The sequence below is a fragment of the Lysobacter sp. Root690 genome (assembly GCF_001427785.1).
GTDB lineage: Bacteria > Pseudomonadota > Gammaproteobacteria > Xanthomonadales > Xanthomonadaceae > Lysobacter.
The window spans coordinates 45,940-71,715 of the sequence record NZ_LMHM01000013.1; the positions used below are offsets into that span (position 1 = coordinate 45,940).

Sequence of the window (25,776 nt, forward strand, 5' to 3'; positions counted from 1 at the left end):
GCGGCGCACATCCATGTGCGCCGCCCTTCGGGTGTGCTGTTGTCAACGCGAGCTCAATGCTTCGCAGCGCTGGGTGAACTGCGCGACTTCAAGCGCAAGCGAAAACGACATGGCCTACCTGTAGGAGCGGCGCAAGCCGCGACAGCGTCAACCCGACTACGGCGTAAGACCCGTACCCCACCGCCAATCGGGCGACGATTTCGTCTGCCCCGCAGCCCCGGCGCCCGGATTCCCCATTCCAGGCGCGAATCCCCAATCCCACCCCATCACACCTTGCCAACACCCCAACCTCTAGACCATGGTCGTAACGCATCCCGCCACAGGCTGGTCTAGCCTGCCGACGGTAGCCCACCGGTTCCACGAGGCAGCCGCATGCGTCACGAGTCCTACCAAGCCTTCCACCGCCGCTCGATCGAGCAGCCCGAAGCGTTCTGGGCCGAGCAGGCGCAGGCGATCCATTGGCGCAAGCCGCCGCAGGCCATTCTCGATTACTCGCGCCCGCCGTTCCGCAAGTGGTTCGCCGGTGGCGAAACCAATCTTTGCTACAACGCGATCGACCGTCATCTGGACGAACGCGGCGATCAGCTCGCGCTGGTGGCGATTTCGAGCGAGACCGGGCAGACCGTCGAGCTGAGCTATCGCGAACTGCACCGCGAGGTGAATACCTTCGCCGCCGTGCTCAAGTCGCTGGACGTGGGCCGCGGCGATCGGGTGGTGATCTACATGCCGAACATGGCCGAGGCGGTGTTCGCGATGCTGGCCTGCGCGCGCATCGGCGCGGTGCATTCTGTGGTGTTCGGCGGGTTCGCCGCGCATAACCTGGCGCTGCGCATCGATGATGCCACGCCCAAGCTGCTGATCTGCGCCGATGCCGGCATGCGCGGCGGCAAGGTCATCGCCTACAAGCCGCTGGTCGATGCGGCCTGCGAGGAAGCGCAATCGCCGCCGCCGCACGTGTTGGTCGTCAGCCGCGGCTTGGACCCGGCGCTCACCCTCGTCGCCGGTCGCGATCTCGATTACGCGACCTTGCGAGCGCAGCACGACGGCGAACACGTCGCGGTCGAGTGGCTCGAATCCAACGAACCCAGCTACCTGCTGTACACCTCCGGCACCACCGGCAAACCCAAGGGCGTGCAGCGCGATGTCGGCGGCTACGCGGTCGCGCTCGCGTTGTCGATGTGGTCGATCTACGACATCCGCGCCGGCCAGGTGATGTTCTCGACCTCCGACGTGGGCTGGGCGGTCGGTCATTCCTACAACGTCTACGGGCCGTTGATCGCCGGCGCCACCTCAGTGCTGTACGAAGGCCTGCCGACGAATCCCGACCCCGGCATCTGGTGGCGCATCTGCGAGCAGTACGGCGTGCGCACGATGTTTTCCTCGCCGACCGGCATCCGCGTGCTGAAGAAGCAGGACGTGTCGTGGTTGAAGAAACACGATCTGTCGCAACTGCACTGGTTGTTCCTGGCCGGCGAACCGCTCGACGAACCGACCGCGCACTGGATCACCGACGGCATCGGCAAGACCATCATCGACAACTATTGGCAGACCGAAACCGGCTGGCCGGTGCTGTCGCTGATGCCGGGCCTGGACCTGCAGCCGGTGAAATTCGGCTCGCCCGGCCTGCCCACGCCGGGTTATCACCTGCGCGTGATCGACGAAGCCAGCGGTCTGGACGCCGGCCCAAACGAGAAGGGCGTGCTGGTGATCGTGCCGCCGCTGCCGCCGGGCTGCATGACCACGGTGTGGAACGACGACGCGCGCTTTCTGTCGAGCTACTTCAGTCATTTCAAGGAACTGCTGTACAGCTCGCTGGATTGGGCGATCCGCGACGACGACGGCTACACCTTCATCCTCGGCCGCACCGACGACGTGATCAACGTCGCCGGCCATCGTCTTGGCACGCGCGAGATCGAGGAATCGGTCGCCAGTTACAGCGGCGTGGCCGAAGCGGCGGTGATCGGCGTGCACGACGAACTCAAGGGCCAAGTGCCGGTGGTGTTCGCCACGCTCAAGCCCAGCGGCGAGCAGAACCCGGCGCTGGCCGCCGCGGCGATGCAGCAATGCGTGGTGCGACAGCTCGGCGCGCTGGCGCGGCCGGCGCGGGTGTATGTGGTCAACGCGCTGCCCAAGACCCGCTCAGGCAAGTTGCTGCGCCGCTCGATCCAGGCCCTGGCCGAAGACCGCGACCCGGGCGATCTGTCCACGCTCGACGATCCGGCCGCGCTGGACGAAGTCCGCCGCGCGCTCGAACGCGGCGCCGACGCGGGCGGCTGACCCGCGCCGACGCGTGACTCACGCCCGATCACCAAATGTGCGCATTGACGAAATTTTCCCGTGATCGCGTTAGCATCGGCCACGGCATGCGGGCACGGCCCGCGGTGAAACGGCAGGCGAACACGCGATGCAGCACGACACACAGGACGACGAAGCACCGGGCTGGAGCGCGATCGATCGCGCGCTGAACCGGATCTATTCGCGCCAGGAGCCCAAGCATTACGGCACCGTGATCGGTTTCATGCTCGGCGGCAACGATCCCTTGCCGGGCATCAGCGCCTACAAGCGCATCGCCCCGGTGCCGCACTGGCATTTCATCACCTATGGTTTCAGCGAGCTGTACGCGAAGGAGTCCGACGACCCCGAACGCAGCGGCTACGGTTTCGAACTGAGCTTCCGCCTGGCCGATCCGGAAGACAGCGAGGATCCGCCGACCTGGGTGCTCAACTTCCTGCAGAACCTCGCGCGTTATGTGTTCAAGACCGGCAACGCCTTCGAGTCCGGGCATTACCTCAACGCCAACGGCCCGATCGCCGCCGATACCGACAGCGCGATCCGCGCGGTCGCCTTCATCGAAGATCCGGAATTGCCGCCGATCGACACGCTCAACGGGCGCGTGGACTTCCTGCAGGTCGTCGGCCTGACCAACGAAGAGGAATTCGCGCTCAAGCGCTGGTCGACCCTGAAGGTGCTGGAGGTCTTCCAGGACTACCTGCCGTTGTGGGTGACCGACATCGAGCGCGGCTCGCTGCTTGCGGACGCAGACGTGGCGGCGCGGCTGGCCGAGGGATCGGCGCGCGACGGTTCCTCGACCGGCATGTTGTTCACCGATCAGCTCGGCTGGGAGCAGCACAAGCGCTTGTTGCGCTCGCCGACCACGCAGATCACCCTCGGCGCCAATCAGGTCGGCGAACTGCTCGCGCTGCTGCCGTTGCGGCTGCGCTTCGGTGTGGAGTTCCAGTTCATCGGCAAGGACCAGCGCATCGTGTTCGAACCCGCGCAGCGCTGCGGCGCGGAAGCGGTCGAGGACTCGCTGCATCTTCGGCTCAACGACCCGGCCTTGCGCAGCCTGGTCTCGCGCCTGCGCGCGCAGGCCGGCAGCTACGAGATCGAAGGCTTTCCGGCCTTGCAGGTCGTGGTCAAGCAAACCCATATCCGCGATCAGGACGGCAATATCGTTCGCACCATCGGTTGAAGCGCGCTGAGCCGCGCATGCGATGGCGCACGGTGTCTGTGTCCGCGCGACGGCATCGCCGCGATGCGAGGGCTCGGGTAGGGCAGGGATCGGCCCTTTGCCTGCCGTGGGCATGCTGGCGGGGCTCGATACTCCACCCGATGGTTCGCGGCTCGAACGGCGGCGTTGTGCCTGATCGGCCGATTCGCCGACCGTTTCGCCGACCCGGTCGCTGTTCGCTTCCCGGCCGGTCGCGTTCAGCCGCCTGCGACGTCATCGGCCGGTGCGCGCCGCGGGTTAAAATATCCGGATCGCCCCCGACCGGGCACCCGGAGCTTGAAGATGAGCCACCACTCCGCCGGCGCGAAGTTCCGCGCCGCGCTCGCCGAAGAATCGCCGCTGCAGGTCATCGGCGCGATCAACGCCAACCACGCGCTGCTGGCCAAGCGCGCCGGCTACCGCGCCATCTACCTGTCCGGCGGCGGCGTCGCCGCGGGCTCGCTGGGTCTGCCGGACCTGGGCATCAACACGCTCGAAGACGTGCTGGTCGACGTGCGCCGCATCAGCGACGTGTGCGACCTGCCGTTGCTGGTCGACATCGACACCGGCTTCGGCCCGAGCGCGTTCAACATAGAGCGCACGGTCAAGTCGCTGATCAAGGCCGGCGCGGCCGCCTGCCATATCGAGGACCAGGTCGGCGCCAAGCGTTGCGGCCATCGTCCCGGCAAGGAAATCGTCACCGCCGGCGAAATGGCCGACCGCGTCAAGGCCGCGGCCGATGCCAAGACCGATCCGGACTTCTTCCTGATCGCGCGCACCGACGCGATCGCGGTCGACGGCGTGGACGCCGCGATCGAACGCGCCATCGCTTGCGTCGAAGCCGGCGCCGACGGCATCTTCGCCGAGGCCGCTTACGACCTGCCGACCTATCGCCGCTTCGTCGATGCGGTCAAGGTGCCGGTGCTGGCCAACATCACCGAATTCGGCCAGACCCCGTTGTTCACCCGCGACGAACTCGCGTCGGCCGGCGTGGCGATTCAATTGTTCCCGCTGTCGGCGTTCCGCGCGATGAACAAGGCGGCCGAGAACGTGTATCAGTCGATCCGTCGCGATGGGCATCAAAAGAACGTGGTCGACACCATGCAGACGCGCGAGGAGCTTTACGACCGCATTGGATATCACGCGTTCGAAGGAAAATTGGACGCGTTGTTCGCCAAGAAAAGCGGGTGATCTGATTTTTCCTTCTCCCGCGGAGCCCTTCTCCCGCTTGCGGGAGAAGGCGGCCCGAAGGGCCGGACGCCCCGAAGGAAGCACCCTTGGGGTGTGAGGGCGTACGAAACTTCACGCCAGCGACGCAAGCCGGAAGTCGCGCGCCCTCACCCTGGCCCTCTCCCGCAGGCGGGAGAGGGAATGGAACGAAGAGTTTGTTGGAACGCTTGAGATTTTCCTTCTCCCACTTGCGGGAGAAGGTGGCCGACAGGCCGGACGCCCCGAAGGAAGCACCCTTGGGGTGTGAGGGCACGAGACTTCACGCCAGCGACGCAAGCCGGAATTCGCGCGCCCTCACCCTTGCCCTCTCCCATGCATGGGAGAGGGAAGAAGGAATTAAAGACAACTTTATTGAGGAAGGACCATGAGCGACACGCAACAGACCCTGCCCAAGCCCAAGAAATCCGTCGCGCTGAGCGGCACCGCCGCGGGCAACACCGCGCTGTGCACCGTCGGCCGCAGCGGCAACGATCTGCATTACCGCGGCTACGACATCCACGATCTGGCGACCAAGTCGACCTTCGAGGAAGTCTCGCACCTGCTGGTCCACGGCGTGCTGCCGACCGCCTCGCAGCTCAAGGCGTACAAGACCAAGCTCAAGCGCCTGCGCGGCCTGCCGGCGATCGTCACCGACGCGCTGGAACTGGTGCCGGCCAACGCGCATCCGATGGACGTGCTGCGCAACGGCTGCTCGGTGCTCGGCACTGTGCTGCCCGAGCGCGAAGGCCATCCGGCCAGCGAGGCGCGCGATATCGCCGACCGCCTGATCGCCAGCTTCGGTTCGATGCTGCTGTACTGGTGGCACTTCACCCGCAACGGCCGCCGCATCGATTGCGAAACCGACGACGACTCGGTCGCCGCGCACTTCCTGCACCTGCTGCACGGCGAACCGCCGAGCCAGCTGCTGGCCGATTCGCTGGACAAGTCGCTGATCCTCTACGCCGAACACGAGTTCAACGCGAGCACGTTCACCGCGCGCGTCATCGCCGGTACCGGTTCGGACCTGCATTCGTGCATCACCGGCGCGATCGGCGCGCTGCGCGGCCCCAAGCACGGCGGCGCCAACGAAGTCGCGATGGACATCATCTCGCGCTACAACAGCGCCGACGAGGCCGAGGCCGACATCCGCGCGCGCGTGGAGCGCAAGGAAATCGTGATCGGCTTCGGTCATCCGGTCTACACCACCGGCGATCCGCGCAATCCGATCATCAAGGAAATCTCGCGCGCGCTGTGCAAGGACGGCGGCAACCAGGTCCTGTTCGACGTCAGCGAACGCATCGAGACCTTGATGTGGGACAGCAAGAAGATGTTCCCGAACCTGGATTGGTACTCGGCGTCGGCCTATCACATGATGGGCATCCCGACCCCGATGTTCACCCCGCTGTTCGTGATCGCGCGCACCACAGGCTGGAGCGCGCACGTGATCGAGCAGCGCGAGGACGGCAAGATCATCCGCCCGAGCGCGAACTACACCGGGCCGGAAGATCGCGCCTACGTGCCGATCGAGCAGCGCTGACGGCGTGCCGCTCGACCGCATCGCCACGCGCGATGCGGCGCGGCGGTAAAACGCGGGAAGCAAGGTAAAAAGGCCAGGCGATTGCCTGGCCTTTTTCGTGCATCCGACCTTTGCAGGTTGACGTATTTCCGTTTACGACTAACGTCGAATACGACACAGAAACGTCATGGAGTCACATGCCATGATCCGCTGCCAGCCGGGAGAACGACGGTGCTGGCCGAGCGCGCGAGCGTAGCGAAGTCTGCAGTCAACGCAGCCGATGCCTGCGGTCCGCGACGTTCGCAGTGCGGTCGGATTCACTACGAGGGATAGCCATGCGCGACAGCGATCTGCCGGTCAAAACGAACGACGGCCGCGATGAGATCCAGCACCGTTCGCGCAAATTGCCGCCGGTCCTGCGTTCGATCCTGCTGATCGTCGACGGCGAGCGCAGCGTGCGCCATCTGCGCGATCTGATCGCCAGCCTGCATGGCCCGGCCGATGCGCTGGAACAGCTTGAAAGCCTGGGGCTGATCGCTTCATCCGCGGCGGTCGCGGCCACGGTGAGCGCGCATGCGCCGACGCCGGGTGTGGCGTTCGCGCTGCCGACCGGCGCGCCGGTGGATAGCCCGCAGCGGTATCAGGCGCTGTATACGCTGATGAGCGAAACCGTGCGCGAGCATCTGGGGCTGCGCGGGTATTTTCTGCAGCTCAAGATCGAACGCTGCTCGAACAGCGAGGAACTCGGCGAGGTGCTGCCGGAGTTGAGCGCGGCGTTGGCCAAGGCGCGCAAGGACGATATCGCCGCGGAGATCGAGGCCCGGTTTTCTGCCGGCACTTGAGCGTGCGTGGTTGCGTCTTGTTGCTTCGATCCAGTGAGTGAGACCGGCGCAGTGGGTCAGGTTGCCCAGTCGCAACTTGTAACCGAAGGAAATCCAGCGGACGCAGCTCCTACAAGAGGCTGTTGCAGGTTTCGCTGTGATCTGGGGGATGCGCTGCTTGCGCGCTGATTGCGACTGATGACGCTGCGTGATGCGGCGTGCGCAGTGCTTACGCGAAGCCTTGGCATCGCATCGAGCATTCGCCCGATGCGATGACGCGCGCTACGAGGCGGCGAACGTCGCGCCCCGTAGCGATCGAACTGGTCGCGCTTATTGCAGGCCTTCAGCCTTCAACGCTGCTTGCACGCCGGCGTCGGCTTCCATGCGGCGCTTGAACGCGGCCAGGTGCTCGTAGCCCGACATGTCGATGCCGACCGAGTCGGCCCAGCGCAGGGTGATGTAGAGATACGGATCGGCGTAGCTGCGGAAACCGGCGAGCCATTCGCGATCGGCGAGACGCTTTTCGGCCGTCGCGTACAGCGCGCGCACGCGTTCGCGCGCGTGCTGGCGCACGGTGTCGGCCTGAGCGGGATCTGGGTGGAACGCGCCGGGTCCGAAGATCGGCTTGAACGCCGGATGCAGATCGGAATTGACGAATGCGAGCCAGCGCGAGGCTTCGGCGTGCTGCTGCACGCTGCCGTCGCCGGTCAGATGCGCTTGCGGAAACTTGTCCGCGATGTAGCCCATGATCGCGCTGTTCTGATTCAACACGAAATCACCGTCGACCACCGCCGGCACCGCGCCGGCCGGATTGATCGCAAGGTAGGCCGGGGCCTTCATCGTGTCCTTGTCCATCACTTCGACTTCGAACGCGCCGCCGGTCCACTGCAACGCGATATGGTCGGCGGTCGAACACGCGCCGGGCTTGCTGTAGAGCTTCATGCCTTGCCTCTTCGATGAAGGAATCGGGCAGGCGATTATCGACGATCTTTGCGGCGGGAATCGGGAATGGGGAGTCGGGAATCGGAACGGCAAGAGCGGTTTCGCCGCTTTTCACGATTCCCGACTCTCGATTCCCGATTCCCGGCTCTCAGCCTCGGCGCGACTTGAGCTTCTGCACCTTATAGAAGGTGTGATCGCCGATGGTCGCGACCTGATACGCGTTGCGCCACGATGGGCTGGCGATCGCGTGGGCGGCGAAGTGGCTCGCGCCCGGCACGATTTCCTTGCGCTTGCCCGCGGGCAGCGCCCAGTTGCGTTCGGCCGCCAGCGCGACGTTGACCGATTCGGTCCACGCTTCGCTGTTGCTCAGACGCGTGCCCGGCGACACCAGGGTCGGGGCGAACTGCTTGTTCGCGGTGACCACCGAGCAGACGGTATCGCCCCACAGGCCGCTGTCGCGGCGGCGCAGGGCGACCTCGGCGACGGCTTGCTGGCCGCGCAGGGACTGGTCGCGGGCTTCCAGGTACACGGTGGTGCTCAAACACAGCGAATCGGCGGTTTGCGGCGGCAATACGGATGCCAACCACAGGATCCAAGCCAGTTTCATATGACTCCTTGCTCCGTTGCGTCGGCCGCACTGGGTCTTCGATCTCCCGAACGGGAAAGCGGGACAGCGGTGAGCTGACATGGCGTACTGGGGAGGGCAGCGGCTCTAGCGGCGCGCTTTTGCCCCGTCATCGGGCCGGGGGCGAATGGGCGCCCAGAGCGATGGTGGGTGCCGGCCTCTGCAGGGGGCGGCGGAAAAGTTGGCGAACGGTAGCGACGGCTAGCCAAACAAAACCTGAACGTCTATTTCCAAGTTTCTAATTTAGTTGGAGTTTTTATTCTGAACAGGTGGTAGGTCGTTGGTTCTACAGGGCTTTGTGCCGGCAGGAAGCGTGCCGGGGTTGTCTCAAGCCTCTGTGAGCCGGATCCGCGACTGCGCGATTTGGCGTCTCCGGGGTGGGGTGGACTCGGCCTGGGGTGGGATTTGCGGCTGGTTCGGCAAGTCTGAATGGGGATTTGGGTGGATCGGGCCGTGATCGGGCCGGCGAAGGGAGGCTTCGCCGTTCACCGGATGTCGTGGTCGCGGCTCGTGCCGCTCCTACATTTAGGGATTCGGGAGTTGGGATTCGGGATTCGCAACGGCCACAGCGGCTCGACCGCTCTTACCGAATCTCGAATCCCCAATCTCGAATCCCGCGTCGCGCTTCACAGCGACGCAGCAAGCCGACTCGCCTGCGCAATCGCGCGCTTGGCATCGAGTTCGGCGGCGACATCGGCGCCGCCGATCACATGTACCGATGTGCCGCGCTCGGCCAACGCAGCGGCCAGCGGCTTGAACGGTTCCTGCCCGGCGCAGATCACGATCTGATCGACCGGCAACACCTGATCGCTGCCGTCGACGCGGACGTGGAAGCCCTCGTTGTCGACACCTATATATTCGACGCCGCCGATCATCCGCACCTTCTTCGCCTTGAGCGTGGCGCGGTGGATCCAGCCGGTGGTCTTGCCGAGTTTCGCGCCGGGTTTGCCGGGGCTGCGTTGCAGCAGCCAGACCTCGCGCGCGGGCGGTTCGGGCCGCGGCGCCACCAGGCCGCCGCGGTTGTCGCCATAGCCCAGGTCCACGCCCCATTCGGCGCGCCAGCGCGCCGGGTCGGGATGATGCGGCGCGTCGATCGAATGCGGACCGTCGTGGACCAGGAACTCGGCCACGTCGAAACCGATGCCGCCCGCGCCGACGATGGCCACGCGCTTGCCCGCGATCACCCGGCCCTTGAGCACGTCGAGATAGGACACGACCTTCGGGTGATCCGACCCCGGGAACGCGACCTCGCGCGGCTTGATCCCGGTCGCGAGCACCACCTCGTCGAAGTCGGCCAACATCGCCGCGTCCGCGCTCGTATTCAGACGCAGCTCGACCCCGGTCTGCTCGATCCGCCCGGCGAAATAGCGCAGCGTTTCGAAGAATTCCTCCTTGCCCGGGATGCGCTTGGCCAGATTGAATTGGCCGCCGATTTCGCTCGCGGCATCGAACAAGGTCACGCGGTGGCCGCGCTCGGCCGCGACCGTCGCGCAGGCCAATCCGGCCGGCCCGGCGCCCACCACCGCCACCCGCTTGGGCGTCTTGGTCGGCAGGTAGTTCAGTTCGGTTTCGGCGCAGGCGCGCGGGTTGACCAGGCAGCTGGCGTGCTTGTTCTCGAACACATGGTCCAGGCAAGCCTGATTACAGCCAATACACGTATTGATATCGGCCGCGCGCTGCCGCTGGGCCTTGTCGACCCAGGCCGGGTCGGCCAGCAACGGCCGCGCCATCGACACCATGTCGGCTTCGCCCGCGGACAGAATGCGTTCGGCCACGTCGGGCATGTTGATGCGGTTGGTGGTGACCAGCGGAATCCGCACCTCGGGTTTCAGCCGCGCGGTAATGCCGGTGAACGCGCCGCGCGGCACCGAGGTGGCGATGGTCGGCACGCGCGCCTCGTGCCAGCCGATGCCGGTGTTGATGATCGTCGCGCCGGCCGCTTCGATCGCTTTCGCCTGGGCGACGACTTCGCTCCAGCTGGAGCCTTCGTCGACCAGATCGATCATCGACAGGCGATAGATGATGATGAAGTCCGGGCCGCAGGCTTCGCGGATGCGGCGGACGATTTCGACGCTGAAACGAAAGCGCTTGACCGCATCGCCGCCCCAGGCATCGTTGCGCTTGTTGCTGCGTGGGGCGGTGAATTCGTTGAGCAGATAGCCTTCCGAACCCATCACTTCGACGCCGTCGTAACCGGCCTCGCGCGCCAGCCGCGCCGAATTGACGAAGGCCTTGATCTGGCGCTCGACCCCGCCGGCCGACAGCGCGCGCGGGGTGAACGGATTGATCGGCGCCTTGAGCTTGCTCGGCGCGACCTGCAGCGGGTGATAGCCGTAGCGGCCGGCGTGCAGGATCTGCATGCAGATGCGTCCGCCGTGCTGGTGGACCGCGGCGGTGACCTGCTTGTGCTTGCCGGTTTCCCACGGCCAGCTGAGCTTGCCGCCGAACGGCTTGAGCCAGCCCACGATGTTCGGCGCGAAGCCGCCGGTGACGATCAGGCCGACGCCGCCGGCCGCGCGCTCGCCGAAGTAGGCCGCCAGCTTCGGGAAATCGGCGGCCTTGTCCTCCAGCCCGGTGTGCATCGAACCCATCAGCACGCGGTTGGGCAGGGTGCAGAACCCCAGGTCCAGCGGCGCGAACAGATGCGGGTAGAGCGGGTGCGGAGCGGAGCTGCGGGCGGCCGTGGTCATGCTGGCTGAATACGCTGGCGTATGGATTGGGCACGATGCCGCGAACGGCGCGCCAATTCAAGCTAAATCGATGCTCTGGGCGAGCTGCGACCCGGTTCGCGGCGGTCCCAGGTCAAGGCCGGGCGAAGACAGGCACCGAACGCGCCCGAATGCAACGGTTGTCACGGACGCGGCGCATCGCCGAACATGCCCGACCCCCGTAGCCCCGCCTCCATGGACGCCGCCCCAGAAAACAGCCTCCACGATTACCTGCGCGCCGACATCGTCGCCGCCGACCTGCCCGACCTGCAGCCCCTGCTGGGCGCGCGCGATCTGCTGCGCGCGTTCTCCACCTTGTTCCATGGCGGCGAAGAGTCGGTGATGGTGCGGCTGCTGGTGCTGCGCGCGATCGGCGAACGCGGTCAGGCCCCGGACTGGACCCCGCAGGAACTGCGCGAACACTTCGGCTACCTCGATCCGGTCAAGTTCGACACCGTGATCGGCCGCCTGCGCGAAAACGATCTGCTGCTGTGGGACGGACAGACCCAGCGCTACCGGATCAGCCCGGTCGGCCGCCAAGCCTTGTCGGCGATCGGTCTGCTGCTGCAGTTCAATCGCGAGGGCGATGAACTCGCATACGTGACCGCGCAGATCGCCGCCGGTCAGGCGGTCGGCCGGGTGCGTCCGGACGATCTGCAGCATCTGCTGTCGCGGCTCAACGAATTGCGCGAGGACTTCGATCAAGCCGTGCTCAGCGGTTCGGAGCACCGCATCCTGCGCGCCGCCGGCACCTTGCAACAGGCCTGGCGCTGGATCGAGAAGGGCACCCAGATCGTCGAGGAGATTTCCTCGGACCTGGAACTCGACAGCCACACTCACCGTGTCGCTCAGCAGATCGGCCGCGCCCAGAGCGCGATGTTGCGCCAGGCGTCGGTGTTCCAGCGCGCGCTCAGCCAGCTCGATCGCCATCGCGTGCATCTGGGCGCGAGCGGCCTGTCGTCGTCGGACGTCAATCGTTATCTGCGCGGACTCGATGCGAAAGCGTTGGCCGCGTTGGCCGACGACGTGCTCGCGCGCTCGGCGATCCCGGCGTTCATGCTGTCGCCGATCGCGCTCGACGTGGCCGAGTACGAACTGGTCGAACGCGAACGCGAAGCGCACGAAGACCAATCGCTGCCGCCCGCGCAGGCCGCGCCCGACACCGAGGCCTCGCCGGCCGCGGCCACCGATTTCCAGTTCGCCGAGAACTGGCTCGATCAGTTGACCGCGTTGGCCGATGTCGCCGCCGCGTCCGCGGATGCGCCGGCGCAATTGAGCGCGGTGGTGCCGCAGGACAGCTTCGCGCTAAGCGCGTATCGCTTGTCCTTGCTCGGACTGATCGGCGATCCCGGCGCGGAGAATCGCAATGGTGTCAGCGCGTCGATGGCGCGGCTGCCGCTGGCGTGGCGCGTCGATACCGAATTCGAAACCATCGATCGCGCCGGCGTGGCCTATATGAGCCGCGGCCGCCTGGAAGCGCCCGACTACATCACCTTGCACGGCAAGCAGCCGCGCAGGCGCGCCGAGGCGCGCGAGGACGTCGAGGATGCGAGCGCGCCCGACGCCGCGCCCGAGACGGCCGCGGCACCCAAACGCAAACCCAAGAAGAACAGCGCCGACACGCCCGCTGCCGCACCCGCCGGCAAGCGCGTCAAAGCGAGCAAGGACACCGCGGATATCTGATGAACGACCCCATCGCTTCCCTGATCGCGCGCCTGCTGGCCGAACGCTGGCTGCCGCGCGACGACGTCGCGGTCCGCGATCTGCTGACCGACGCCGAACTGCGCAACGACCTCGATCGCCGTCTCGCCGCGGCCGGCATGCGCCTGCTCGAACATCCTTACGCCGCCAACATCGCGGTCGGCATCGCCCGCCCGCAGGAATCGGCGGTGTTCGGCAGCGCCAAGGCCTGGTCGTCGACCAATCTGCAACTCGACCGCGACGCGATCGCGCTGCTGGTGGTGCTGTGGGCGCTGCTGGTGCTGCCCAAGCGCCAGCGCCAGATCGCGCGCCAGCAGGCCGATCGCGATCAGGACCAGGAGCAGATGTTCGCCGAACTCAAGCCGGTGCCGGTCGGCGCCGAAGTGGTCGAGCCGATCAACGAGCGCACCTTGCTCGCCGATTTCGCCGAGAAACTCGGCGGCAAGACCCGCATCCAGTTCAATCTGGGTTCGTTGGCGCGGCAGGGCTTCATCGTGCGGCGCAAGGAACGGATCCATGAAGGCCCGTTGCTCGACCTCGCCCTGGATTACGAACGCATCGCCGGCCGGGTGATGGATGGCGCCTTGTCGTTCGTGGTCGCCGAAGCGCGGCATTACAGCGCCGACAATCCCGAACTCGAAGGCGAGACCGAAGCCGAAGCGCAGGCCGACGCGGCGTTGCTGGCCGATATCGAGGCGGGGATTTATTCCGATCTGGATACGTATGCCCAAGGGGGAATCGGGAATGGGGAATCGGGAATCGGCGCGGTGTTCGATGATGGCGAAGGCGATGCGATGGATCCGTTGCCGCCGTTGCAGGGCGATGCGGTCGCCAACGACGAAGTTGGAACCACGGCAAACGACGATGCCGAAGCAATCGCGGTAAGCGACGACGCTGACGACAGCGCAGCAAATCCGGACACCACACCCAAGCAAAACCAGGAGGCCGCGGCCGATGTTTGAGTTCCGCTCCCTCGAAGTCGTCCACTGGGATTACTGGCAGCGTTTCCAGTTGCCGCTGGACGCGTCCATCGTCACCGTGGTCGGTCCCAACGGCTCGGGCAAGACCACCTTGCTCGACGCGCTGCGCACCTTGCTGGCGATCGAAGACCGCGACACCGCGCGCGACTACAAGACCTATCTGCGCCACAACGGCAAGCCGTACGCGTGGTTGCGCGCGGTGGTCAGCAATCGCCCGGACAAGCGCGGCGGGCGGCCGTTCTTCCCGATCAAGGACGATGTGGTCACCCTGGCCTGCCGCATCCGCAAGCGCGGTGGCGACTGGAGCCGCGATTACCAGATCGTCGCCGGCGATACCCCGGTGGAAACTCTGGAGCAGGGCGGCGATTGGCTCGGCGTGCGCGATTACCGCGTGCGCCTGGCCGGCGCCGGTCTGACCCGCGCGATCTGCCGCGTGCTCACGCTCGAGCAAGGCGCGACCGACAAACTTTGCCAGTACTCGCCGCGCGATCTGCTGCAACTGATCTTCGACGTATTCGAAGACAAGGCGGTGCTCGACGATTACCAGCGCGCGCGCACTGAGCAGTTCGATGTCGAAAAGGAATTGCAGCAACTCGGCCAGGATCTCGCCGGACTGCACCTGCGCCTGGAATCGGCCAAGGCCGACGTGCGCTCGTTCGAGGAAGGCAATGCGCTGCGCAATCAGCGCCATCGCCTGGAAAGCGAAATCGCGCCGAAGGTCGAACTGGCCGATCAGCGCGTGGCGATCGAAGGCGCCAAGCCGCGTCTGACCGGCCTGCGCCGCGCGCTGCGCGAACGCGAGCGGATCCTCGAGGAGATGCGCGCCGACGACGCGATCGCCGCGAGCGGCCGCGACGTGCTGCAGGAAGCGATGCGCGAAGCGCGTCGTCAGGTCAGCGCGAGCGAGCAGGCCTTCACCCAAGCCCGCGACGCCGCGCGCGATGCCGAAATGCTGGTCAAGCGCCGCGATGAACTCGCGCGCTTGCAGGCTCAGCGCGGCGCGATCGATGTCGAGGCGCTCAGCGCCAGCGTCGAAAGCGGACGCCGCCGCCAGGCCGAGTTGAAACTGGAAGCCGAGCGCGACCGCAAGCGCAGCGGCGAGATTTCCGCGCAGACCGCCGCGCTCAGCGGCGGCGGCCGCATCGTCGAACCGTTCGAACGCGATTTCCGCGCCGGGCTCGAACAGGCCGGGATCAAGCATCAGGTGCTGACCGAACTGGTCGAGATCGCCGATCCGCAGTGGTCGGTCGCGGTCGAAGCGGTGCTGGCGCCGTACCGGCATCTGCTGGTGCTGGAAAATCCCAAGGACGCGCGGGTCGCGTGGAAACTCGGCGAGAGCCAGCAGTACCGTCATTTCATCGTCGCCGAACGCGCGCCGGTGCCGAAGGCCAGCGCCGGTTCCTTGTTGGAAGTGGTGCGTTTCTCGGCCGATCCGCCGGCGTGGTTGCCGCGTCAGCTCGATCGCATCCGCCGCGTCACCGACATCGAACACGGCGCGCGCCTGCCGGCCGGGCAGGACTGGATCACCCAGAAGGGCTATCTGCGCGAAAGTCGCGGTGGTCGCCATATCGGCGGCAATCAGCATCATTTCGGCAGCGGCGCGCGCCAATCGCATCTGGCCGAATTGCGCGCCGAACTGGCGACGATCACCCAGCGCGCGCAGTCGCGCGAGGCCGAACTGCACGAGCTCAGCCAGCGCGTCGACGCCGATCAGTCGCGCTTGATGGGTTTGGACGCGGCGCAGGAACTGGTCACCCGCGCCAACGAATTCGCCGATGCGCAGGCGCGACTGCCCGAACTGGCCGAAGCGGCTGGCGAAGCCGCGGCCGCGTTGGCGCAGGCCCGCGCAAAGATCGACGAGGCCGCCGAACAGGACAAGGCCGAAGGCATCGCCGCGGCCAAGCGCCAGGGCCAGATCGACGCACTCGCGCGTGAGTTGCGCGAGCGCGGGCAGCAGATCAACGGCGAACGCCAGAGCCTGATCCAGCGCATCCTCGATTACCGCCGCAAGCGCGCGCTGATGCCCGATGCCTGGCGCAGCCCGGCCGCGCTCGCGGCCGCGCGCGCCGAGTACGAAAGCACCTCGGCGGTGCGTCGCGAGATCGAGCGCATGGACGATCGGCTCGAGCGCGGCGGCTTCGTCTCTGACGAATCCTGCGTGCCGTTGCGCGACAAGATCGGCGCCGACCACGACGAACTGGAAAGTTCGATCGGCCGCCGCGAAGCGCATCTGGACCGCGCCAAGCGCCTGACCGAGGAAGCGCGCGGCGCCTATATCAACGTGCTGCGCGCGACCGTGCGCCGTTACAAGAAGAACCTCGCGGCGCTCGGCGAACTGGCCGGCATCGGCGTCGACGCCGACATGCCGGAACTGGCCAACGACGACGTGACCTTGGCTCAGGCCGGCCTGTCGGTGCGCTTCGATTTCGACCGCAAGGGCTGGATCGGCCTGGACGATGGCGAGGCCTCGGGCGGCCAGCAGGTGATGAAGTCGCTGCTGTTGCTGGTGGCCTTGCTGCGCGACGAAGATCAGCCGGGCGGCTTCGTCTTCATCGACGAACCGTTCGCGCATCTGGACGTGTTCAACATCGAGAAGGTCGGTCGCTTCCTGCGCGCGACCGACGCGCAGTACATCCTGACCACCCCGATCACCCACAACCTCAATGTGTTCGAACCCTCCGACCTGGTGCTTGCGACCAGCAAGCGCCGCGGCGGTAATCCGTGGGCGGAAGCGGTGGCGGTGCTCAAGCGCAAGCGCGAGGACAGCAAGGCGGCGTAAGGGGTTTTGGCTGAAGGTAATTCAGCCTGGCTGCTAGGACGGCTCCGTGATCTTTCCGGAGCCCGTGTCTTTCTCGACGCGAGTGTTTCTCGACGCGAGTGTTTCTCCAAAATTGAATTCGCCTTGCTGTGGCCTTTGCCATTGCTGTTCCCCCCTTTGAAAAAGGGGGGCAGGGGGGATTCGCTTTTGCTTTTTGCTTTTGCTCCATCGCACCGCCAACCACCCAAAAGCGAATCCCCCGCGCACCAATCGCCAGCCAGCATCGNTGAGCGCTCGCCCCCTTTTCCAAAGTGGGCGCCGATTTCAGCCGTGGCTTCGTGCGAAGAAATCGTCGGCTCCGTGATCCACCGATAGCCATTTGTCTTCGGCAATCGTAGTGATTGCGCCTTCGCTTTTGCTTTCCCTCCATCGCACCGCCGACCACGTAAAAGCGAATCCCCCGCGCACCAATAGCCACCCAGCATCTAAGCACGTCGGGCGCTCGCCCCCTTTTCCAAAGTGGGCGCCGATTTCAGCAGTGGCTTCGTGCGAAGAAATCGTCGGTTCCGTGATCCGCCGAGAACCATTTGTCTTCGGCAATCGTAGTGATTGCGCCTTCGCTTTTGCTTTCTCTCCATCGCACCGCCAACCACCCAAAAGCGAATCCCCCGCGCACCAATCGCCAGCCAGCATCGNCGGACGCTCGCCCCCTTTTCCAAAGTGGGCGCCGATTTCAGCCGCGGTTTCGTGCGAATCAACGGTGTCGGCCGCACGCCTTGCCGGCTCAAGCAAGACACCCCATTCGCCCGACCTTCATCCAGCCGATGGTCATCCAGCCAATGGAACGATATATCCCAACCGCCCAAGCCCCGCGCCCATTGACTCCCGCCGCGCCGCCCTTACTCTATGCACACCCAAAACCGCAGTCGCACCGCGCCCATGAAGCAGTTTCCGCTACTGATATCGCTGCAAGCCCAGCGCGTGAGCGCGGGCCGGGTGCGCCTGCCTCCTGTGATTTTCGCCGCTGCGTCGATGTAACGACCGCGCGAAGCCACACCAGAACAGAGCACCCGCAAGGGTGCTTTTTTATTGCCCGCGATTGTCGAAACGATCCGTCGAAAACGATCCAGGCAAGCCGTCAGGCAAGCGGCATCCCTTTACCGAACCCCTGAAAACCAAGGAGAACGTGCCATGAATTCCACGGCCGAAACCCAAACCTAGCCGCGCGCCTTGCAGCCAACAGGGGCGCGCGGCCTCCTGTGTTGGCATCAAGGCTCAGTCATGAACACCACGAACACCACCACCCGCACCCTCAATACTTCGCGCTGGCGCAACCTCGGCATCATCGCCCACGTCGACGCCGGCAAGACCACGCTGACCGAACGGCTGCTGTGGAAAACCGGCGCGATCCATCGCGTCGGCGAAGTCCACGACGGCGCCGCCACCACCGACTTCGATCCGATCGAACAACGCCGCGGCATCACCATCGGCGCGGCCGCGGTGCAGACGCACTGGACCCCGCACGGCCAGGCCGAACACCGGTTGACCATCATCGACACCCCAGGCCACATCGACTTCGCGATCGAAGTCGAGCGTTCGCTACGCGTGCTCGACGGCGCGGTCGCCGTGTTCAGCGCGGTCGACGGCGTGCAGCCGCAATCGGAAAGCGTGTGGCGCCAGGCGCGCCGGCACGGCGTGCCGCTGATCGCGTTCGTCAACAAGATGGACCGCGTCGGCGCGTCGTTCGAGCAGACCCTCGCGCAGATGCGCGACAAGCTCGATGCGACGCCGTGGGCGATCGGCCGGCCGCTGGGCGCGGAAAGCGAACTGCGCGGTTGGATCGACCTGGTCGCGCGCGAACTCGTGCTGTGGGACGAGACGGGCGGCATCGTCCGGCGTCCGTGGAACGACGAGGAAACGCGCGAACACGAGCCGCTGCGCGAGCGCCTGATCGAGGCCGTCGCCGATCACGACGACGAACTCGCGCAAGCCTTTCTGGAAGCGCGCGCGGTCGACGCCGAACTGCTCAAGGCGGCGCTGCGTCGCGGCACCTTGAAGGGCGCCGGCACGCCGGTGCTGGGCGGTTCCGCGTTCAAGAACAAGGGCGTGGAAACCCTGCTCGATGCCATCGTCGACTACCTGCCGTCGCCGCTCGACCGTCCATGGGTGACGGCGCAAAGCGAAGACGGTGAAGTCGCGCTGGCGCCGGATGCCTCGGGCCCACTGAGCGGTCTGGTGTTCAAGATCGTGCATCAGGAACACGGTGCGCTGTCGTTCGTGCGTTTGTACTCGGGCACGCTGCGGGTCGGCGACACGGTGTGGGCCTCGCGTCGCGAGCGCGCGCAGCGGGTCGGCCGACTGGTGGTGGTGCAGGCCGATCACGGCCGCGATGTCGAGGTGGCGTATGCCGGCGAGATCGTCGCGATCCAGGGATGGAAGGACGCGGTCAGCGGCGAAACCCTCAGCGGCGTCGAACGCAAGCTCGTGCTCGACACGATCCAGGCGCAGCCGGCGGTGTTGTCGTGGCGTCTGACCGCGGCCAAGGCCAGCGATCTGATCCGTCTGGGCCAGGGCTTGGCCAGCCTGGCCCAGGAGGATCCGTCGTTCCGGGTCGGCACCGATCCGGAAACCGGCGAAACCCTGGTCTGGGGCATGGGCGAGCTGCATCTGGACGTCATGGTCGAGCGCCTGCGCGAAGGCTGGGGCGTGGACGTGCGCACCGGTTCGCCGCGCGTGGCTTATCAGGAAACCCCGAGCGCCGCGGTTACGGGCATCGAGGGCAAGGTGGTCAAGCGCAACGGCGGGCAAGGCCAGTTCGCGCGGGTGACGATCGATGTCGCGCCGCGCGAGGACGGGCAGTTCGAGTTCGTCGATCGCACCAGCGGCGGCGTGGTGCCCAAGAACTTCGTCAATGCGACGGAGAAGGGCCTGCGCGCGGCGTTGAGCGAAGGCCCGCGCGGTTATCCGCTGGTCGGCCTCACCGTCAGCCTCACCGACGGCGAGACCCACGCGGTGGACTCCAGCGAGCTGGCGTTCCAGCGCGCCGCGAGCGAAGCCTTGAAGGCGGCGTTGGCGGCGACCGGCACGACCTTGCTCGAACCGGTGATGGCGCTGGTCATCGACACCCCAGCCGGCAACGTCGGCGATGTGGTCGGCGATCTGCAACGCCGCTCGGGCCGGGTGCTCGGCATCGAGGACAAGGGCAGCCGCACCGACGTGAGCGCGCGCGCGCCGTTGGCCGCGCTGTCGGGTTACGCGACCGCGCTGCGCTCGTTGACCCAGGGTCGGGCCTCGGCGTCGGTGGTGTTCAACGGCTACGAGCAGGCCCGGCAGGAGGCCAAGGCCGGGTAAGGCAGGACGCGCCGCGGATCGCGGCGTGAAGCAGGACGAGGAGGGCGGCGACGACGGATGCGATGAACGCTCCGGGTCGACCGCCCTTCTTTTTGGCCGGCCGGCCGATCGGCCGGCCGACTCAACAGGCCGACTCAACGGGCCGATCCGAGTGCGCCATTTGAGTGGCGCGGGGTGGGGTGGCGCGTCCGGATCACGTTAATGATCTGTGAGGACTTGCTTTAATTTATGTGACTGACTGGCTTTCAAGAGTGTGAAACAGGCACGGTCATGTGCCCTGCACAGTCAGTCCATTCACCTCGTTGTGCAAAAACGGTGAAGCAGATCAATGTTGACGGGTGATGTCAGTACGGTTAATTTCCTGTGAATCGTTCGTTAACGTTCGATGAAAAAACACCGCCGCCCGATGTGGGGTACGTCTGGCAGGTTCCGGTAACTAACTGAAACACCAATACATTATCCAGGGGGAAGCGATGGCTTCACGTACTTCTGTTGCACCTAAAAGGCACCGTCTGAGTTCGGCGCTGATCGCCGCGCTGATTCTGCCGGTCGCCGGCGCGGCGTTCGCGCAGGACGCCGCCAAGCCGGACGCCGAAGCGCCGGCCACGGAAACCGCGACCGCCGCGACCAGCCTGGAGACGGTCACCGTCACCGGTTCGCGCATCGGCCGCGACACCTTCACCTCGGTCTCGCCGCTGCAGGTCATCACCCGCGAAGAAACCACCCTGGCCGGCTTCAACTCGGCCGCCGGCGCGCTGCAGAGCACCGCCGTCACCGGCGGTTCGGCGCAGATCAACAACGCCTACGGCGGCTTCGTCACCAACGGCGGCCCGGGCGCCAACACCCTCGGCCTGCGCGGCATGGACCCGACCCGCACCCTGATCCTGCTCAACGGCCGCCGCGTGGCGCCGGCGGGTTCGCGCGGTTCGGTCGGTTCGGCCGACCTCAACGTGCTGCCGACCTCGATGATCGACCGGGTGGAAGTGCTCAAGGACGGCGCCTCGTCGATCTACGGCTCCGACGCGGTCGCCGGCGTGGTCAACATCATCACCCGCAAGAACCTCGACGGCTTCTCGGCCGAAGCGCAGTACAACGTGACCGAGGACGGCGGCGGCGACGAAACCCGTTACTCGCTGTCGTGGGGCAAGACCTCCGACCGCTTCAGCATCTCCGGCTCGTTCGAAGCCTACGACCGCGACGAGCTGACCCTCGGCGACCGCGATTGGACCCGCTGCAACACCTATTACCGCCGCACCGTCGATCCGGTGACCGGCGCGACCGGCGCCTGGGGCAGCGCCGATCCGATCGATTACATGACCGGCAAGCCCAAGTGCTACCCGGCCGGCAACAGCGCCGGCGTCAACGGCGTCACCATCAACACCATCGGCACCAACCTGCGTCCCGGCGTCGGCGCGCCCGGCGCGACCGGCACCAGCTTCAACCGCTGGCGCCCGAACGCGGCCATCACCACCGGCTTGCCGGGCTTCGAAGGCGTGGGCGGCGGCGCCACCACCGACCTCAACGTGCGCGACACCTTCGATCCGCGCACGCTCAACCGTTCGCTGATCTCGCCGGTGGAAGTGAAGACCGGATTCGTCCAGGGCGCGTTCGACCTGCAGGCGCTCGGCAACGCCGAAGCCTATTTCGAAGTCCTGGCCAACCGCCGCGAATCCAGCCAGACCGGCTTCAAGCAGCTGTCGCTGGACTACGCGCGCGGCAGCATCCTGTTGCCGGCCTCGCTGCAGACCGCGCAGTCCCAGGCCGCGCCGACCGAGACCACCAACGGCCGTCCGCTGGGCGTGCGCGCGTTCATCGGCGCCGGCAACGACAAGAATTCGCAGACCGTGGATTTCTGGAAGGCGACCGGCGGCCTGCGCGGCGACTTCGTGTTCACCGACTGGCATTACGACTTCATGGTGAGCAAGTCGCGTTCGGATTCGGACTACACCTTCGAATCGTTCCTGATCGACCGCATGTCGCGCAGCCTCGACGTGGTCGCCGCGCCCGGCGGCGGTTTCGTCTGCCGCGATCCCTCCGGTGGCTGCGTCGCCGCGCCGGCGCTGAGCTCGGCCGTCATCGGCGGCCAGCTGCCGCAGACTTGGCGCAACTATGTCTACCAGCCGGTCACCGGCAATACCCTGTACGAAGAAAGCACGGTCAACTTCAGCATCGACGGCCCGCTGTTCGCGCTGCCGTACGGCGAAGTGCGCGGCGCGTTCGGTCTGGAATACCGCAAGGCCAAGATCGACGACACCCCGCCGCTGGATTCGATCAACAACAACCTGCTGGGCCTGACCTCGGCGGCGCCGACCCGCGGCACCGACTCGGTCAAGGAAATCTACGGCGAAATCGAAGTACCGCTGCTGTCCGGTCTGAAGGGCGCCGAGGAACTGGTGCTCAACGCGTCGGCGCGCTACACCGATTACAAGTCCTACGGCGGCGATCACACCTACAAGATCGGCGGCCTGTGGACGCCGGTGAGCTGGCTGACCTTCCGCGCCTCCTACGGCACCTCGTACCGCGCCCCGGCGCTGTTCGAACAGTTCCTGGGCGGCACCTCGGGCTTCATCGCCTCGGGCAACGATCCGTGCAGCGACTTGGCCGCCAATGATCCGTCGATCGCGCTGTTGGCCAACTGCGCGTCCGAAGGTCTGGCGCCGGGCTACCTGTCCACCAACAGCGTCAAGGTCATCACCGCCGGCGGCGCCGAGCAGGGCCTGAAGGCGGAAACCTCGAAGAACTTCACCACCGGCATCATCCTGCAGCCGGAATTCTCGAAGAGCTTCGGCGACCTGTCGTTCGCGGTCGACTACTACAAGATCGAAGTCGAAAACGGCGTGTCGCGCGCCGGCGGCGCCGAAATCCTGCAGCGTTGCTACAACGATCCGGAGTTCCGCAACGGCGGCGGCTTCTGCCGTCTGGTCGATGCGCGCGCCGCGGGCACCAACGCGCTGACCGTGCACGACAGCTACGTCAACCTGGCCACCGACCGCGTGCGCGGCCTGGACTTCACCGTCCGCTACGTCCGCGACATCGGCCCGGGCACCCTGCGCACCACCTTGCAGGCGACCCACTTCCTGGAGCAGTCCAGCAAGCTGTTCGCCGAGGACGAACTGGACGATTACAACGGCAACGTCGGCTCGCCGTCGTACACCGCCACCCTCGACACCACCTACGAGTGGAAGAAGTGGAAGGTGCGTTACGGGCTGGAGTGGGTCGACGCGACCCAGAGCTACGGCTTCTACGGCGTCGACCGCGCGACCGCGCCGTACAAGATGCACACCGAGGATTATTTCCTCTCGCATCTGTCGACCCAGTACAAGTGGGACAAGTGGTCGGTCACCGGCGGCGTGCGCAACCTGTTCGGCGCCGACCCGAAGGTGATCTCGCACTCGGGCGCCTACAACCGCGTGGGCAACGCGCCGTTGTACAGCGGCTACGACTATGTCGGACGCACGTTCTTCATGAACGTCCAGGCCGACTTCTGATCGAAGCCATCGGCCGCCGCCCACCCGGGCGGCGGCTTTTTTTTGTCCGCACGAAAAGGGGCGTTTCATGGGCAAAATCCATTTATTCCGGTATCTGGCGTCGGGCCTGGCGTTGAGCGCGGGGCTGAGCGCGGGCGTCGCGCAAGCCAAGCCGGCGGCGCCGACGGTGGAACAACTGGCGGCGTATCCGGCGATGTCGAGTTTCAGTCTGTCGCCGGACGGCAAGCACCTCGCGGCGCTGCAGGCGCGCGGCGAAGAACGGGTGATCCTGGTGTGGGAAACCGGCGCGCTCGACAAGGCGCCGACCGTGATCGGCTCGGCCAAGATGAAACTGCAGGGCGTGGCCTTCATCAAGGACGACCTGCTCGCGGTGTCGCTGTGGCAGCCCTACGACATGCGCGCCGACCGTCTGTACAAGACCTTCACCAACAAGTTGATGATCACCGACCTGCAGGGCAAGCAGTGGCGCGAGCCGATGCCGCAGCAGCGCGCCGAAAGCCGCGACGAGCAGGTGCGACAGGCGCTGTCGGTGCCGTCGATCCTCGACACCTTGCCGAATGATCCCGATCACGTGCTGGTGATCAACCGCGTGGGTTCCACTTCGGGCGACGTGTACAAGGTCGACCTGCGCACGTTCAAGGCCGAGCGCGTGCAGCGCAGCCACGATCGCGTCGCCGGTTATCTCACCGACACCCAGGGCAACCTGGCCGCGCGCCTGAGCAACGACACCGACGGCAAGGGCGCGTTCGTCGCCGCGCAGTTCCGCAATCCCAGCAGCGGCGAGTGGGAAGAGCACTTCCGTTCCTACGTCAAAAGCCGCGACGAGGTCGAGGTGGTCGGTTTCGCCGACGATCCGAACATCGCCTTCGTGCGCAGCAATGTCGGCCGCGACAAGTCGGTGATCTACGAATACGACATCGCCGCCAAGCGCAAGAAGGAGAATCTGTTCGAGCATCGCTTCTTCGATGCGTCCTCGACCATCGTCAACCGGGTCAAGGGCGTGGACGGCGTAGGCCTCGGCGAGATTCTCGGCCTGAGTTACGAAGGCCCGCGCGGCTCCGACGTGCAATGGGTGCATCCCAAGCTCAAGGCGCTCGATCAGGCCTTGCGCGCGGCGCTGCAACTCGCGCCGACGCCGACCGAACTGGTCGATCCGGCCAACGGCGAGCGCGCCACGGTCGGTTACGACAGCCACGCCGGTTACCGCTTGGTCGACTACACCGCCGATCTCAATACCGCGGTGGTCGCGGTCGACGGCGCGGCGCGTCCGCCGGAGTACTACCTGCTGCGCGACGGCAAGCTGTCGTCGCTGGGCAAGGCGTATCCGCAGATAGATCGCGGCGCGCTCGGTCAGACCAAGCTGGTGTATTACAAAGCGCGCGACGGGCAGACGATTCCGGCGTTCCTGACCACGCCGAGCACCGACCTGTGCGGCGCCGGTCCATGGCCGTCGGTGGTGCATCCGCACGGCGGGCCGTGGTCGCGCGATCACATGGGCTTCGACGGCTCGATGTGGGTGCCGCTCATGGCGTCGCGCTGCATGGCGGTGTTGCAGCCGCAGTACCGCGGTTCGCAGGGCTGGGGTCGCCAGTTGTGGATCGCCGGCGACGCGCAGTGGGGCCAGAAGATGCAGGACGACAAGGACGACGGCGTGCGTTGGTTGATCGAGCAGAAGATCGCCCAGCCCGGCCGCGTGGCGATGTTCGGCTTCTCCTACGGCGGTTATGCCGCGTTCGCCGCGTCGGTGCGTCCGAACGGTCTGTACAAGTGCGCGATCGCCGGCGCCGGCGTGTCCGACATCCGCAAGATCTGGGCGCGCTTCTACACCAACCCGTTCTTCCGCGAAGCGCAGGCGCCGACCGTCGAAGGTTTGAGCCCGATCGACCAGGCCGACAAGATCAAGATTCCGATCATGATTTACCACGGCGACCGCGATCAGACCGTGCCGATCGAACAGTCGGAGTGGTTCGCCGACAAGGCCAAGGCGTCCGGACAACCGGTCGAGTACCACCCGATCGCCGACTATGCGCACGGCCCGGCGTGGACGCGCGAGATCATGGGCGATCAGTTGCGCTTGATCGAAACCTATCTGCTCAAGGGGTGCGGCGGTTCGGGTTTGTAATCCGCGACGGCGCGCGCCGGCCGCCGCACGCGGCTCGATTCACTGGTAAACGAAGGGCGCTGCAT

Annotated in this window: 14 protein-coding genes; 11 read left to right on the forward strand and 3 right to left on the reverse strand. The window is 66.1% G+C overall.

From position 1 onward, the window contains the following. The first annotated feature begins 372 nt into the window (after nt 1-372). The 5 genes from prpE to ASD86_RS12270 all read left to right on the forward strand — a co-directional run bounded on the left by prpE (nt 373) and on the right by ASD86_RS12270 (nt 7,057). Nucleotides 373-2,277: a propionate--CoA ligase gene (gene prpE / locus ASD86_RS12250; RefSeq protein ID WP_056110809.1), complete on the forward strand. Its 1,905-nt coding sequence runs from the start codon at nt 373-375 to the stop codon at nt 2,275-2,277. Nucleotides 2,278-2,404: 127 nt separating this feature from the next. Continuing rightward, nucleotides 2,405-3,472: a suppressor of fused domain protein gene (locus ASD86_RS12255; RefSeq protein WP_056110811.1), complete on the forward strand. Its 1,068-nt coding sequence runs from the start codon at nt 2,405-2,407 to the stop codon at nt 3,470-3,472. Between the two features lie 321 nt (nt 3,473-3,793). Then, nucleotides 3,794-4,681, forward strand: a complete 888-nt coding sequence (prpB, locus tag ASD86_RS12260) for a methylisocitrate lyase (protein ID WP_056110813.1) — start codon at nt 3,794-3,796, stop codon at nt 4,679-4,681. Nucleotides 4,682-5,084: 403 nt separating this feature from the next. After that, nucleotides 5,085-6,236, forward strand: a complete 1,152-nt coding sequence (gene prpC / locus ASD86_RS12265; protein WP_056110815.1) for a 2-methylcitrate synthase — start codon at nt 5,085-5,087, stop codon at nt 6,234-6,236. Between the two features lie 314 nt (nt 6,237-6,550). Beyond that, the gene (locus ASD86_RS12270) at nt 6,551-7,057 is read left to right on the forward strand and encodes a hypothetical protein (RefSeq protein ID WP_056110817.1); all 507 of its coding nucleotides are present in this window, start codon (nt 6,551-6,553) and stop codon (nt 7,055-7,057) included. 309 nt (nt 7,058-7,366) lie between these two features. Here the strand turns inward: ASD86_RS12270 and ASD86_RS12275 are convergent, their stop codons facing one another. The 3 genes from ASD86_RS12275 to ASD86_RS12285 all read right to left on the reverse strand — a co-directional run bounded on the left by ASD86_RS12275 (nt 7,367) and on the right by ASD86_RS12285 (nt 11,293). Further along, nucleotides 7,367-7,978 carry a glutathione S-transferase N-terminal domain-containing protein gene (locus ASD86_RS12275; protein WP_056110819.1) on the reverse strand — a complete coding sequence of 204 codons (612 nt, stop codon included), beginning with the start codon at nt 7,976-7,978 and terminating at the stop codon, nt 7,367-7,369. Between the two features lie 148 nt (nt 7,979-8,126). After that, entirely contained in the window at nt 8,127-8,585 is a 459-nt protein-coding gene (locus tag ASD86_RS12280) for a cell wall hydrolase (RefSeq protein WP_056110821.1), read from the reverse strand. 644 nt (nt 8,586-9,229) lie between these two features. Continuing rightward, nucleotides 9,230-11,293 carry an NADPH-dependent 2,4-dienoyl-CoA reductase gene (locus ASD86_RS12285; protein ID WP_056110823.1) on the reverse strand — a complete coding sequence of 688 codons (2,064 nt, stop codon included), beginning with the start codon at nt 11,291-11,293 and terminating at the stop codon, nt 9,230-9,232. A gap of 213 nt (nt 11,294-11,506) precedes the next feature. Here ASD86_RS12285 and ASD86_RS12290 point away from each other — a divergent pair, with 213 nt between their 5' ends. From ASD86_RS12290 to ASD86_RS12315, 6 genes are all read left to right on the forward strand, one after another. After that, the gene (locus ASD86_RS12290; RefSeq protein WP_157476562.1) at nt 11,507-12,994 is read left to right on the forward strand and encodes a hypothetical protein; all 1,488 of its coding nucleotides are present in this window, start codon (nt 11,507-11,509) and stop codon (nt 12,992-12,994) included. Further along, a complete protein-coding gene (locus ASD86_RS12295) occupies nt 12,994-13,974 on the forward strand; it encodes a hypothetical protein (protein ID WP_200957247.1) in 981 nt (326 codons plus the stop codon). Before ASD86_RS12290 ends, ASD86_RS12295 begins: the two co-directional genes overlap by 1 nt. Further along, complete coding sequence (locus tag ASD86_RS12300) at nt 13,967-16,771, forward strand: AAA family ATPase (protein ID WP_056110825.1); 2,805 nt, start codon at nt 13,967-13,969, stop codon at nt 16,769-16,771. Before ASD86_RS12295 ends, ASD86_RS12300 begins: the two co-directional genes overlap by 8 nt. A 1,260-nt stretch (nt 16,772-18,031) precedes the next feature. Further along, on the forward strand, nt 18,032-20,101 hold the full coding sequence (fusA, locus tag ASD86_RS12305; protein ID WP_056110827.1) for an elongation factor G: 2,070 nt from the start codon (nt 18,032-18,034) through the stop codon (nt 20,099-20,101). A gap of 473 nt (nt 20,102-20,574) precedes the next feature. Continuing rightward, nucleotides 20,575-23,589, forward strand: a complete 3,015-nt coding sequence (locus ASD86_RS12310; protein WP_056110828.1) for a TonB-dependent receptor — start codon at nt 20,575-20,577, stop codon at nt 23,587-23,589. A gap of 67 nt (nt 23,590-23,656) precedes the next feature. Next, complete coding sequence (locus ASD86_RS12315) at nt 23,657-25,711, forward strand: prolyl oligopeptidase family serine peptidase (protein WP_056110831.1); 2,055 nt, start codon at nt 23,657-23,659, stop codon at nt 25,709-25,711. The last annotated feature ends 65 nt before the right edge of the window (nt 25,712-25,776 follow it).